This is a genomic window from Bartonella sp. AP4SXKL, assembly GCF_042195845.1.
Taxonomy (GTDB): Bacteria; Pseudomonadota; Alphaproteobacteria; order Rhizobiales; family Rhizobiaceae; genus Bartonella.
This window is the reverse complement of record NZ_JBHIPA010000021.1, coordinates 1-14,745: the sequence shown is the minus strand read 5'-3', so window position 1 is coordinate 14,745 and position 14,745 is coordinate 1. Positions and strand designations below refer to the sequence as shown.

At 37.4% G+C, this 14,745-nt stretch carries 7 protein-coding genes and 3 pseudogenes; 6 read left to right on the top strand and 4 right to left on the bottom strand.

The genetic code is table 11. The features are described 5' to 3' along the window. The first annotated feature begins 347 nt into the window (after positions 1 to 347). The 6 genes and pseudogenes from ACFIMI_RS08700 (at position 348) to ACFIMI_RS08675 (ending at position 8,669) form a co-directional block, all read left to right on the top strand. The gene (locus ACFIMI_RS08700) at positions 348 to 548 is read left to right on the top strand and encodes an AlpA family transcriptional regulator (protein ID WP_015856172.1); all 201 of its coding nucleotides are present in this window, start codon (positions 348 to 350) and stop codon (positions 546 to 548) included. A 100-nt stretch (positions 549 to 648) separates the two neighbouring features. After that, positions 649 to 1,335 (top strand): annotated as a pseudogene (locus tag ACFIMI_RS08695) (virulence-associated protein E); the annotation flags it as partial. 111 nt (positions 1,336 to 1,446) lie between these two features. Then, entirely contained in the window at positions 1,447 to 1,737 is a 291-nt protein-coding gene (locus ACFIMI_RS08690) for a CopG family ribbon-helix-helix protein (RefSeq protein ID WP_375610963.1), read from the top strand. Beyond that, on the top strand, positions 1,734 to 2,006 hold the full coding sequence (locus ACFIMI_RS08685) for a type II toxin-antitoxin system RelE/ParE family toxin (protein WP_375610964.1): 273 nt from the start codon (positions 1,734 to 1,736) through the stop codon (positions 2,004 to 2,006). Before ACFIMI_RS08690 ends, ACFIMI_RS08685 begins: the two co-directional genes overlap by 4 nt. A 139-nt stretch (positions 2,007 to 2,145) precedes the next feature. Next, positions 2,146 to 3,144 (top strand): annotated as a pseudogene (locus tag ACFIMI_RS08680) (DUF3987 domain-containing protein); the annotation flags it as partial. A gap of 554 nt (positions 3,145 to 3,698) precedes the next feature. Further along, the gene (locus ACFIMI_RS08675) at positions 3,699 to 8,669 is read left to right on the top strand and encodes a DEAD/DEAH box helicase (protein WP_375692469.1); all 4,971 of its coding nucleotides are present in this window, start codon (positions 3,699 to 3,701) and stop codon (positions 8,667 to 8,669) included. A gap of 993 nt (positions 8,670 to 9,662) precedes the next feature. On the opposite strand, the pseudogene ACFIMI_RS08670 reads toward ACFIMI_RS08675, so the two are convergent. From ACFIMI_RS08670 to ACFIMI_RS08655, 4 genes and pseudogenes are all read right to left on the bottom strand, one after another. Further along, a pseudogene (locus ACFIMI_RS08670) lies at positions 9,663 to 12,272 on the bottom strand (DUF6990 domain-containing protein). Positions 12,273 to 12,277: 5 nt separating this feature from the next. Then, a complete protein-coding gene (locus ACFIMI_RS08665; RefSeq protein ID WP_375677182.1) occupies positions 12,278 to 12,748 on the bottom strand; it encodes an SMI1/KNR4 family protein in 471 nt (156 codons plus the stop codon). 52 nt (positions 12,749 to 12,800) lie between these two features. Next, positions 12,801 to 13,391, bottom strand: coding sequence for an SMI1/KNR4 family protein (locus tag ACFIMI_RS08660; RefSeq protein WP_183193918.1), 591 nt, complete (start codon positions 13,389 to 13,391; stop codon positions 12,801 to 12,803). 64 nt (positions 13,392 to 13,455) lie between these two features. Further along, positions 13,456 to 14,745 (bottom strand): HNH/ENDO VII family nuclease (locus tag ACFIMI_RS08655; protein WP_375692468.1); only part of this gene is annotated, 1,290 nt, incomplete at its 5' end.

Genomic DNA, 14,745 nt, shown 5'->3' with positions numbered 1-14,745 from the left:
CCTATGAGGTCGCTGAAACCATTCTAAGTCATACGGTCGGCGGTAAAGTAGAGCGTGCCTATCGTCGGACTGACTATTTAGAACAGCGCCGCGTTTATATGGATAAATGGGCGGCTTATGTCACGGGTCAATCTTAAGATATGGGGTGAATAACCCCATGATCTGTGGATAACTTTAGCTCTCTTTTCTCTCATTCTTTCTCAATAAGAGTCATAAATTATCACATCAGAAAAACTATGATAAAATATTGTTTTCTATAAATAAAATACCTTCAAAAATGAACCAAAATGTGGTTAATAAATAGTTATGATTTGTTCTCATTTTTTTACTTTTGAAAGGATTTTAGTATGACAGAAAATGATATTCTTTTAACAGACCGTGAAAGTGCAAAACTGCTTCATATGAGTGTCTCAACATTCCGCCGTCATGTGACCAATGGCTCTCTCCCAAAACCTTTAAAATTTGGTTTTTTATCGCGTTGGTTACAATCGGATCTTTTGAATGTCATCGAGCAAGCAAAACAGCAACGTTATAACGACGCGGCATAAAAAGAAAACCTTGTCACGTAAGGACGGACAAGGCTTTCTCAAACTCATCACCCTAGAGATAGCACAATCCGTCCTGTGACGCAACGTTATAGGATTTACAATGATGTGTTCTTTTAAGAATGCGCGGGGTATTACACGTGCCTTGCGCGGGGTTTGGCATGGGCGTTATGGAACAGCCCGTTGCCCTGCTCATGATGATAGGCTGCCTAGCTTATCCCTTGCCAATGGACATGATGGGCGTCTTTTACTCTATTGTTATGCTGGCTGCTCTTTTAGAGAGATCATACAAGCGCTTATTAGAATTGGATTGCTTGGAAAACAAGCTTATGATCAGACGCTCTCTTTCTCAAAACAGTTTTGTGCTGATCTCAAACGAGCAAAACAGAAAGCAGAGAGAGCAAAAGCAATTTGGCAACAAAGCCAACCAATCAAAAATACTTTAGCAGAAACCTATTTACGTATGCGGGGTATTACATGTGATTTGCCTGCTGATTTACGTTTTCATAGCAAATGTCCACACCCCTCTGGGGGTACATTGCCCGCGTTGGTTGCTCTTGTTAAGGGGGCTGGTTCCTTTGCCATTCATAGAACCTTTTTAAAAGACAATGGCTGCAAAACAGATCAGAAACCAGCAAAAGCCATGTTGGGATCTGTAACGGGTGGTGGGGTGCATTTAAGCCAAGCCAATCCAAAACATCTGGTCATTTGTGAAGGCATTGAAACGGGGCTGTCTCTGCTGTCTGGGTTGTTATCAGAGCCCGTTAATTTATGGGCTTCTCTTTCAACCCTATGAAAATGCAAAATAGATATAAAATATCTATTCTAATAGTACCTATTGAAGAAACAGTAAAAATACATTACATTAGAACTACTTTGTAACACATTAAGTGGTCGTAAAATGGCTGAGACAACATTTACCTTTCGCGTCGATGATGTATTAAAAAATGAATTTTCCAAAGCAGCAAAGGCGTGTGATAGATCTGGTGCACAATTATTGCGCGATTATATGCGCGATATCGTAAAAGAACAAAAAGAAAAAAGTGCATACGATTTATGGTTTCGGGAACAAGTTCAATTAGGGATAAATTCTGCTAATGCAAGTGATATAATGTCTTCTGAAGAAATCGAAGCAGAAGCAAAAGAATGGCGCTTAAAGACACAAAGTAAACTAGATAGATCAACTTTATGAAGCTAATTTGGACACAAGTAGCACACGTTGACCGCAAAAAGATACGTGAATACATATCACAAGATAATCCTTCCGCTGCCTTAAAGTTTGATCAACTTTTATCTGAAAAAGTAGAAAAACTTGTTAAATTTCCTACCCTTGGTCGTTTAGGACGAATTGTAAATACACGTGAACTTATTGTACATCCAAATTATATCATGATTTATGATATTTCAAATGGCGTTGTGCGTATTTTACGTGTGCTCCATACAAAGAAAAAATTTCCTTAATCAACTGTATTTTTATTTATTTTGTAATTGAAGAAAATTATTTTCTACAATACTGCGCTCCGTATCAGTAAATAATGATAAATTATTATTTTTCTAATATTGCGAATATGATTGCATAATGCACTTTGCACACCGCTTAGTTTCTACTCGTAAAAATGAAGATGACACTATTGTCAATGATGTGTCTGTTGAAAAGCTTGGGGAACTCTTAAAAGAAAACCCCCGTGGTCTCTTAATGGTGCGTGATGAATTGGCTGGCTTTTTAGCCAATCTAGAAAGAAAGGAATATCAATCAGACCGCGCCTTTTATTTAACAGCTTTTAATGGCGATGATCAATTTACTTATGACCGTATAGAGCGTGGAACCATTTTTATCCCTTATGTCACTTTATCCATGATTGGAGGCATTCAACCTTCACGCATTATTCCGCTCATTCAAGCCATACACCGTGGAATAAACGATGACGGTTTATTGCAACGCTTTCAAATGATTGTCTGGCCCGATGACAATAAAGAGTGGCAATTGGTTGATAAACCGCCCAATCAAGAGGTCTGGCAAAAGTATGAAGGGGTATTTCGCTCTTTTCGTGATAAACGCTTAGGTTCTCCCGAACAACCACTGATTATGCGTTTTTCTCCTAAAGCACAAGTGAAGTTTTATGAATGGTTCGAGCATCTTCATAAAGAGGCAAAAGGAGGTACTCACTCAGAAAGCTTACAATCGCATCTTTTAAAAATGCCAAAGACCATAGCAAGCCTTGCGTTAATTTTTGAACTTCTTGATAGTGGTGGTTTAGAAATTGGTCTCTATGCCATTACAACAGCCTTGCGTTGGGAAAAATATCTGTTAAGTCATGTCAAAAGACTTTATGCGGCGGGGGATACATTAACAGCAGAGCGTGCAAAATTAATTGTTGAACGCTGTGATTGTTTACCCGATGTTTTTATAGCAAGGGATGTTTATAAACGTGATTGGAAATATTTAACAGACAATCAAACCGTTAAGCAAGCTTTAGAGCTTTTATGTCGTTGTAACTATATTCGTGAAATCTCTGGAGAGAATAACTCCCAAGGCGGTCGACCTACCATACGTTATGAATGGCACCCTTTAGTGAAAAGTCATAAGACATCACACTGAGGCAATTTGGAAATCTTATAAAACATTAAACAATATAACAGTGAACCTTTAAAGCACTTCCCATCATTAGTTTTTGGGGGGGTATGGGGGTTTTGGGGGGTCTTTTTACCCCCCCTTATATATATTTTTTAGTCAAAAATAAAAGTTATTATATTTCAATAAGTTAATCTTTCAAATAAACAACCTATATTAAACATAACACATAAATACAATTTTTAATATATATCTAAGAGGGTTTTGTAGGTGTTTTGGGGGTTTTAAAAACAGACAAAACCTATCAAAATACTCATTCTGATATTTTAAAGAACGTAGTACATTTATCTTGATGAATACGTGAAATGAATAGCAAATTTCACTACTTTGCTGATCTTATTCCATGTCATGGGCTGTTGATAAGCAGCCTTAAAGACCCCTTTTGAAAAAAATTTATCCGCTTTTTTAGCAGTTTTTTCCCATTTTTATCGTTATTTGCTTTAAGTGCATTTAATTGAATTCGTTTTGATTCTTTTAATGAGTATTAATCATCTCATAAGGCAAGGGATTTTTATTACAATATGCTTCAATCTATTAAGTCTGATAATGAACAATTCACTTTACGCTCCCTTTTACAATCCTATCGTGAACAGGCAACATCAAATGCTCTACGGGGGAAAGTGTTTGAAGATTTTGTGACAAAATATCTTATGCATGACCCTCTCCATTTTGGACGATATGAAACGGTTGAGAGCTATTATGAATGGGCTGAAGAGCGTGAAGGTTGGAATAAAAATGATATCGGCATTGATCTGGTGGCAAAGCTTCGCAATCAAGAGGGATATGTGGCTATTCAATGTAAATTTTATAAAGCTGACCATCAGATCAGTAAAAAAGATATTGATAGCTTTATCGCTGCCTCTGGAAAAGACATCTTTAAATATCGTCTTCTCGTTGATACCACAGAAGTGGAATTAAGTGACAATGTGAATGCCATGATTAAAGGACAAGCGATACCCGTTTATCGTATTGACCTTCGTCATATGGAAAACAGTCGTATAGACTGGCAAATATTTGCAACGAAAAAAGAAGTTGTTCTGAAATCAACAAAAGAGCCTCGTCCCCATCAAGAAGAAGCCATCAAGAAAGTCTGTGAAGGGTTAAAAGAAGCAGATCGTGGCAAGCTGATTATGGCATGTGGAACGGGGAAGACTTTCACTAGCCTTAAGATAGCAGAAACCATAGCAGGAAAAGGCAAGCGTGTGTTGTTTCTGGTGCCTTCTCTGGCTTTAGTTTCGCAAACAATCCGTGAATGGACAGCCGATGCACAAGTGCCCTTGCGTTCCTTTGCGGTTTGTTCTGATACGAAAGTAGGCAAGCGTCGTAAAAACCAAGATGATATTGTTGGCATGGAAACATCAGATCTTGTTCTCCCTGCTACAACAGATGCAAAAGCCCTTGCCAAAGAAGCTTGTGAAAACCTAGCAGATGCAATGACGGTCATCTTTTCAACCTATCATTCTATCCAAGTGATTTCGGATGCACAAAAAGAGCATGGTTTACCCGAATTTGATTTGATCATTTGTGATGAAGCCCATAGAACAACTGGTGTTGTGTTGGGAACAGAAAAGCATGAATCTGAATTTATCAAGGTTCATGACAATAGCATTATTCGAGGCAAAAAACGCCTCTACATGACAGCAACCCCTAAGATCTTTACCGACAAGCTGAAAAAGAAGGCTGACGCATCTGATGCTGTTCTGGCGTCCATGGATGATGAAGAGCTCTATGGAAAAAATCTTTACACGTATACTTTTTCAAAAGCTCTAAAAGATAAACTTTTAACACCCTATAAAGTTATCGTCTTGGCTGTTGATGAAGCAATTATTAACGCAACGATTCAGAAACGCCTTAAAGATAAAAATTCCGAACTTATTCTTGATGATACAACTAAAATCATTGGCTGCTACAAAGCACTTTCCCAAATAGAAAAGAAGGAAGAAGATGGCATAAAACCTATGCGTCGTTCTCTGGCTTTTTGTAAAAATATCAAGACGTCTCAATTAGTTAGCGAACTATTCAATGACGCCATTGATGAATATCATAAATTTGTTCCCGAAAGTAAGACTTCTCTTATCTTTGATGTTAAGCACATTGATGGATCTTTTAATGGCAAAAATCGTAATAAATTACTTGATTGGCTTAAAGAAGAGACAGATGAGAATAACTGCCGTGTGTTAACCAATGTCCGATGTCTCTCTGAAGGAGTCGATGTCCCTGCTCTTGATGCGGTTATGTTTTTACACCCGCGTAAAAGTCATGTGGATGTGATACAGGCTGTGGGGCGTGTGATGCGCCGCGCAGAAGGTAAAACAACAGGCTACATTATTTTACCCGTTGGTATTCCCTTTAATATTCCACCACAACAGGCTTTAGAAAACAATACAAAGTATGATGTCATCTGGCAAGTTCTCAATGCTTTGCGTGCTCATGATGACAACTTTAAAAACAAAATAAAAGCCTTAGAGCTGGACCAAGATGTTCGTCATGTGTTTGAGATTGTAGGGGTCACTTTTGACCCTGCTTTACAAGCAATGACCGCAGTTGTTGACGAACTCTCTTTCCACGCGAAATCGGAAAGTGCTGGGCTTCATATTGGTTCAGTAGCAAGTGAAAGCTCTTATAAATATGGAGGACAAAAAGAATTCGAGTTTTATGTTGATGAATTATCGCGTGCTATTAAGCCCATCATTGTCAAAAAATGTGGAGAGCCTAATCAGTGGGGAAATTGGGCTGGCAATGTAGCTGCAATTGCACAAAATCATATTATTCGTCTTAAAAGCATACTCGCTGATAAAAAGAGTGAAGCCTTTCACGCTTTTGATGCCTTTCATAAAGAATTAAAGAACGGTTTAAATGACAGTATCGAGCAAGAGGATGCACTTGAGATGTTGGCGCAACACCTTGTGACACGTCCTATTTTTGAATCCTTGTTTGATGGAAATGAGTTTGTGCAAAACAATGCCATTTCACAAGCCATGGAAAAGATCTTAAGAGAACTTGATAAGATGAATATCAAAGACGAAGCCAAAGATCTTGAAAAGTTTTATCAAAGTGTAAAGGATGATACAGAGGGTATTATTGAAACGCGAGCAAAACAGAATCTTATTATCAAACTTTACGAAGATTTTTTTACCAAGGCATTCAAAAAGACAACAGATAAACTTGGGATTGTTTATACGCCTATTGAAATAGTTGATTTTATCTTACATTCCGTCAATGATGTTTTAGAGCAAGAGTTTGGACAAAGCTTAAGTTCTCGAGGCGTCTCTATTCTTGACCCTTTCACTGGAACGGGGACCTTTATTACACGGCTTTTACAATCCAAGCTCATCAAACCAGAGGATATGAAATATAAATTCCGTCATGATATTCATGCCAATGAGATTGTTTTGCTAGCCTATTACATAGCAGCGATTAACATTGAATCGACCTATCATAGTCTTATGAAAGGAGAGTATATCCCTTTTGAAGGAATTTGTTTAACTGATACGTTTTTGATGCTTGAAGAAAAAGATTTTTTTACACGCTATATGTTTGAGAATTCAGAGCGGTGTAAAAAACAGCAGGAAGTAGATATCCAAGTTATTGTTGGCAATCCTCCTTATTCAACAGGTCAAAAAAGTGCTAATGACAATGCAAAGAATACCCCTTATCCCATATTAAATAACCGTATTCGTGAAACCTATGCTGCTCAATCTAAATCAATGAATACGCGAAATTTTTATGACAGTTATATTCGTGCTATGCGCTGGGCAAGTGACCGTATTGGTAATGCTGGGGTAATCGGCTTTGTTTCTGGCTCTGGTTACATAGAAAAATCGACAATGAATAGTTTACGAAAATCTTTAGCCAAAGAATTTACGAGTATTTATGTACTTAATTTACGAGGGGATCTTCGTAAAAATATGTTAAGCAATGGAGCTGCTCAAGAAGGTGAAAATGTTTTTGGTAGTGGTAGTATGACGGGCATTGCCGTGACGCTGTTTATAAAAAATCCCAATACTATTGGACCTTGTAAAATTTACTATCATGATATTGGTGATAATCAAACAAGAGAAAAAAAACTTAAAACAATTAAGGACTTTGGTAGTATTGATGGCATTACACGAAGTAAAAAAGATTGGCAAATAATCACACCAGATAAGCATGGTGATTGGATACGTCAACGTGATGACAGTTTTGAAACATTCTTAGCTTTAGGCGATAAGAGACCTCATGAGAAAAAACTCTTTGAGATTTATTCTTGTGGCATTACGACTAGTCGTGATGCTTGGGCATACAATTCAAGTCGTGCAATTTTAGCGAAAAATATGGGTAACATGATTGCCTTCTATAACAGTGAAGCAGAACGTTTTAATAATGCTTATGCGCACACTGACAGTAAATCACGTACAAAGGCTGTAGATAATTTTGTTAATTCAGATACAAGCAAGATAAGTTGGAGTTTGAATATAAAAAAACAATTAGCAAGAGGTCATATTTTAAAATTTGAAGAAGTCGGTTTTGTTCAAAGTTTATATCGTCCTTTTACACGACAGTGGCTTTATTATAATCGCATTTTTAATGAAGCAATTTATCAAATGCCTCGTATCTTTCCTGTAGAAAAAATGATCAAAAATACAGTGATACAAGTTTCTGCTATAGGGGCAAGAAGTGGATTTTCTGTTATTATGACTAAGGATCTACCTGATTTTCATGCAATAGATACAGGTCAATGCTTTCCACGCTATATTTACGAAGACACAACGGTCTCAAAAGATAAAAACAAAAAACAAACTCATTTATTTTTAATTTCTACAGAAGAAAGTAAAACAGCTGGTTTACAGAAGCGTGATGCCATTACTGATGAGGGACTAGAACATTTTAAAGCCGCTTATCCGAATGAAAAAATCACTAAGGATGATCTATTCTATTATGTTTACGGTATACTTCATTCGGAAGATTATCGTGCCCGTTATGCTGATAACCTCTCTAAAGAATTGCCTCGTATCCCGTGTGTAAAGAGTGCTGATGACTTTTGGAAATTTGTAACAGCAGGACGTGAACTAGGTCATTTGCACGTGAATTATGAAGATGTAGAGCCTTATCCCGTGATCTTTAAAAAGGGTAATCCAAAACAGACAGAAATCTCTAATCCAGAAAAGTTTTATTACGTTACAGAAATGAAATTCGCAAAAATTAAGAATAGTAAGGAAAAGGATAAATCGACTGTTATTTACAATAGCAATATTACCATAACAGATATCCCTCTTAAAGCTTATGAGTATATCGTCAATGGCAAGCCTGCTCTTGAATGGGTTATGGGGCGTCAATGCGTTAAGACTGATAAAAAGAGTGGTATTGTCAATGATGCCAATCGCTATGCTGTTGAAACCGTTGGCAACCCTGCCTACCCTCTAGAGTTATTTCAGAGGGTTATTACCATAAGTTTAGAGACAATGAAAATCGTTAAGAACCTACCAAAACTAGAGATTAGAGAAACTGAATAACTTATAAAGCATGCTCACATAATGGGCATGCCAATCTTATTAAATCCGCTTATGTATTAGTTTAACTAACAGTCTATTTTATCATCTGTTATGAGATAAACTAAGATAGGAAATAATTACGTTATCAAGATCTCTTTAATGGACTTTTGTAAATTCTTTAAACGTATCATCTTGTGAGTTGATTACCTATAATCTTAAAAGGAATAATTTATCATGCGTTATTCTAAAAAGAAACCATTTGCACTTTTAGATACTCTTATTTGGATTGCTTTAAGACTTTTAAGAAATCCACTCTTAAATAGAATTAGATTTTTTTACATTGCCTTTAAAAGATTATACCGTAATCTAAAATGATAGCTTTATTGTTTTCAAAAGCTTTGTTTAAAGAGGATTATGTATATTCATTTTCTTATATTACTTATAGGTTTTGAAGGTTTCTCAAACCCCCAAAACCCCTACAAAACATATAGCATTAGTTGAGTTTACAGGTTGTATTTTGATATAGGTTGTTTTTTTTGGAAACTTGATAAAAGTTAACATATTGAAATATAATAAAATTTTATTTTTTATTGAAAAATATGTAAAGGGGGGGGCGTAAAAAGCACCTCCAAAACCCCCAAAAAACCCTAAACCTCCAAAACTCATAACCATAATGGTCTTGATAGCATTTCTTATGAGTTACAAGCTATCTTTTGAAAGGCTTAAAGGATCATATGCTTTTCATAAAGCACATTTTAATCACTCACTAAAATCATAAGATTCGTCTGTTAAATAAACTGACATAACCGATAAAATAGACAAAAGCCCATTAAAAGAGATTTTTATAATCTATGGAATAATTTTATAGATCTTTTTTTATAGGTTGTTTCATTAAAATCTTGCACCAAAACCATGATCAGAACCCCACCACTTCAGTTTCTCAACTAGTGATCAAGGCTTTGGAGCGCGTCTTATTTTCTAAATTTCTGAAATCTTTTTGATATTTTTTAGGTGCTATTTCTTGTCTTTTTTTCCGATAAAATTGACTATTTTCTCTTTCCACGAGCGGGGTTGCTCCTTGCTGGTAACCTCTTGTGGATCATCAAGCTTTTCTGCCACCTGTTTAATCAAAGCGTAACTCACTTGCTTCACCTTTGCTACTTCTTTGGCTAAAGCTAATGCACGTTCAAGGTGGGTTTTGTTGATGCTCTTGTCAAAGCCTAGGTGATCACCTGCCGTAAAGCTTTTCTGATAAGATTGTAAGGTCTCAACATCACCCAATAAAGCAAGAGCGCCAAGATGAAGTAAAGCATAATCCGTATCGTTTGCTTTAGACGTGGCGCCTTTTTCCCAAGGAGCAGTGCCATAATCAGAGCGAAGTCTTTTAGAAAGGTCAATGTCTGTTACCGCCCATTTTAGCGCGTCATCAAGTGCTTGCTTTAAACAATCCGTAGTGACTTCTGGTTCAAAGATTTCTAATCCCTTGGCTTCAAAATTAAGCTGTATATCTGGAATATCTTCCGTGTGGGTAGGATCAATGAATTTACAAGCAGCGGAAAGAATACCGGTACTAATCATAAAGGCGCTATCAAATTGCGGACAATCTTTGGCAACTTCGTCGTTATAAAGAATATCTACTTCACGATCAGCCAATTGATAGCTTGCCATATGGTCATTCTCATTGATTTTCTCGGTTGACCAGCCTAAGCTTTTCAAAAGCGTTGTCGCACTTTCCATGGTGAGACGATCATCAGTGTCATCCACTTCAACAGAAGTTGTTTTAGAAGCAACAGATGCTGTTTGCGGATCCAAACTCAAAATTGGAACGTTTTTAGGAAAACCTGTTCAATAACGCTGGGCAAGATTAAGCGCGTTGTCAATATCATATTTTGTGATAGTATCTACAAAGCCTAGACGGTTTTTTCTTTGAAAACTCTCCTTATAAAACTTAAGTTTTTTGACATTGCCAGTCAAAATAAGTGCAATAAGGTGAAATTCTGCAAGGAAAAATTCACTTTTTGTTGGCAACGCCGCATAATCATAGATGATTTGGTTGGTGTTTTGGTTATCAGCCCATTTAAGAATATCCACACAGATTTGCTTTAGTTTGCCTTCTTCAACTTCAACACTAGAAACTGTATAAACTTCTTCTGCCTCTTTGAGAGCTATATATTGAGGATTCTCGGGAAAAACACCCCTATGAGCAGTGGAAAAGGCAAGTGTTGAAAGTGAAGCCTTGAATATAACGATCAGTGTTTTTCCTTTTGTATCAAGGCTGTACATTATATTAATGATACGGTCTTTGCTTATAAAATAGGCATTACGATTATAATTTTTGTCGCGATAGACTGTCCAGTTCATCATTTTTAATGTTTCAGAAACTGTATTAAGGAGAGCTAAAGATTGTACATCAATACGTGCATCCGCCGCCTCTCGCTCCTTTAAAACGCTCAGATGTCCTTCAGCAAATTGAACAGCGTGATTAACATATTTTTCCACATCATCGTCATCTAAATATTCAGAAATCGTACCTGCTTTTACGGCATTTTGATAGGATTTCAGGATATCAATTTGACCTGTTAATGCTAAACAAGCCAAATGCCATGGAATATCGGGACAAGAGCTATATTTTTGAACAAGCGCTTTGCTTTCTATCGCTGCTTCTAAATCCTGAGCACGCGCCCATTGTATCACCCGCTCAGAAATTTTGATAAGCTCCTGCTCATTTAATGTCTCTAAACGAATATCAATCCCTTTACCAACACCACTAAAAACCCCTCCCTCAATCGTATTAAAAGACTGATAAATATTTGTAGCTGATATCTGCCTACATTTTCTACTATCGTGAATATAATGGCAAGCGACAGAAATATCTTCGTTGGAGATCCCTGCTTCAAGATGAACATTATAATCATCATGAAGACGGATAAAACCAAAATCAAATTGAATGAAGCGGTCGGGCAAAATCAGCCACATTTTTCCAGGTTCCGTAACAAACCACCCTTGGGTTTTAAGAATGCGCGTTGCTGCTGTAAGACTCATCAAACGCTGTTTCGGTTTTTTGCGTGCTAAAATGTCATCCAATTCATTATTTTTATAAGCTTCAGCAAAAAAGATGACGCGCTCAACCTGTGTCATCTTTTCATAATCAGAAAACTCTGGTGTATATAATTGAGGTGTAGGTTTGTAATTCCTTAAAGCTTCGGTATCGCCGAGTAGAGCCTTTGCAACGAGAGAATGATTAGCAGCTTTTTTACGTAATTTTTTCTTAATATCTTGTGCTTGCGCCCAAGCTAACACTTTGTCTAAAGCTACCTTGACATGGCTTTCAAAAAACTCCAGTGCTGTAACTCCAAAATTCTCTTCTGAAGAAATCAGCATAGCCTCATATTGAGATTGAGATTCTTTACCGTTAGCATATTCACAGCCAAGACAATAAGCAGCAGTAGTAAGACTGACAGAAACCCACAATCTTCCGCTATCCCGTCCATAATCTATGACACCATAATGAATACGCACTATGCGATCGGGGAGGTGATAATAAGCAAACATATCACCCATTTCATCGCGATGGGGCTCCCAACCAACTTTTTTTAAAATCTCTGTTGCGTCTTTGGTTTGCATCGTCATTACCCCCCCCCAGCATGTTCCATAATTCTTTTACAGAGAAATTCATAGAAGTTACTTGCGTAATGCTCTGAATCTCCAGATGCAATTTCAACATAGAGTGGGCATTCACCATCCCAAAACTGAGAATAATCAAAATAAAATGTTTCACCAAAATCAGTTCTATTCACGGCAAGCTGATTTGGTTTTGCGAAACCATTTTTTATATCCGTCAAATGATAGAAAACAATATCACCAGCAGGACACTTATCAAAACTTGCGTTATAAATGCTAAAAATTTCATAACCTCCAATTTCTCCTCCTCCATAATTTTTTAAAAAACTTTTGTAGGACGAGGTGAATTGTAAACCGAGAGTTTTTTCTGCCTCTTTAATCCGTACATCACTAGCTGCATCCTCTGCAGTGCCAAAGTCGATAACATCCGGATACTTATTAATTAATTGTGCAACATCAGCTAAGGTATAGGTTTTCATGGATGATCCTCAAAACTTGCGTTATAAACGCTTCATATTTCCTCTATCAATTTCACCTCTTCCATAGTTTTTTCCAAAAGCTCTTGTAAAAAGGGATAGGTTGCGGAGTGGGAGTGTTCTCAATCTTTTCAATCGGTTGGTCACCATCAGGTATCTCAGCTCCCACACTTTCTTTAATTCTTTTGCAAAGGAATTCATAAAAATTGCTAGCGTAATACTCGCAATCCTCAGATGGAAGCATGACATAAAGTGGGCATTCTCCATCCCTAAACTGCGTATAATCAAAATAAAAGGTTTCACCAAAATCTGTTCTGCTAATGAAAAGCTGTTCTGGTGTCACAAAACCACGTTCTCTATTGAGTAAGTTTCGGTAAACAATATCACCAGCAGGAATACCTTCCCCACAATCTCCATAAATGCTAAATATTTCATCACCACCAATTTCTCCTCCTCCATATTTTTTTAAGAAAACTTTGTAAGAGGATGTGAATTGCAAACCCAAAGCTTTCTCCGCCTTTTCAATCTGTAAATCATCTGTTTCATTCTCTCCATCATCTTCAGTACCCAAATTGATAATCTCTTCATCATATTTATTTACTTTATCAATTAAGACTGCAACATCATCTAAGGTATAGGTTTTCATCAATTATTCTCCATTAATTATTCTATAAATCTCTGTTTTTTCTCTTTTCATCAACCGTAGAGTATTACTGCCGATGCTCCTGTCCCCATCTGTCAAAATCTAGACCTATAATACCCCATTTCATATCAATTATTTCTCCTAAATTACTGTTTTTTTGTTCTCTATACCCTTTAGCGCGTTCCTTCCAATATTCCTCTCTCCACTTATTAAACTTTTCTCTCTCTATAAGCGATTGATGTGTTTTGGAAGGAGCATGAATCACGGAATTATATTTATTATGAGATTCCTTGCTCATTTCTGCTATGGGCCCCTCATGCGTTTGCTTTAGGTGATGCAACTCAACAGGCTCACCATCAAATCCTATAGGTGCTCTTCCTGTTTCCATCCTTTCAATATTGGTGCCCCACACGTCTTTCTTGTTTACTCTCCATTTAACCCTTTGGTTAGGATCAAACAAATCGTCTCTCTTATAAGCTTTGTTCGTCTGACCAAATTTGCTATCGGTAAATTTAGTGGGTTTCTTTTTTAACCAAAGCTTTTTTTCTTTAGCAGCAAGTTTGGTCAGTTCTTTCCTCGCCGCAAATTTGTCAGGATCTCCTTGAGTTGCAAGTTCTGCAAGATTTTTCTTGGAAGCGAATTGGGCAAAATCTTTCCTAGCAATGAACTTGATCACAGCCTTGTTGCCAAGATTTATAGCTCCCTTGGCTGCTCCAGCTCCTCCAGCAAAGTTTTCTAATACTCCGGCTGATAATCTTCCACTTTCAAAACCAGCATTAAAAGCTCCGTCAACTCCCGCTTTTTCAATATTCTCTTTTACGTAATCTATATCCCCTATAAAGGAATCCTCAACACCTCCCCAGAATTGACCAGCACCTTCCCAGACATCATCAATCACATGTCCACTCACGACCCAAGACGCTCCTGTTCCAATGTCTTTAAAACTCTTTTCAACGCCCCCCCGTGGATTGCTAGCAAATATTATCATTTGTAACATCATGTTCTTCACAGCGCCATCAGCTAACTCGTATAGCTTGATTGGTATATCGGCAATGAGACCAGTCATAATTCCTGTCGAAAAAGTTCTATCTTGTTGTTCATCAATCTCGAACCATTTTTCGTTAACATCTCTTCGACACTGATCATCAGGGCACTCTTCTAACTCTTTCTTCATCTGAGCGCGTTGTGCACTACCCAAAAAGTTATTTGCAGCGGCATTACCTGCGGCATCGGCACCGGCATCAACATTGCCACCGGCAATGGCAGCGGCAACGCCCCCAGCAGCCCGTGCAACATCAATGGTGTGGTCTCTAAAGTCAGCAAACTGCGCATCAATCTTTGCGTTTATACGCGCTTC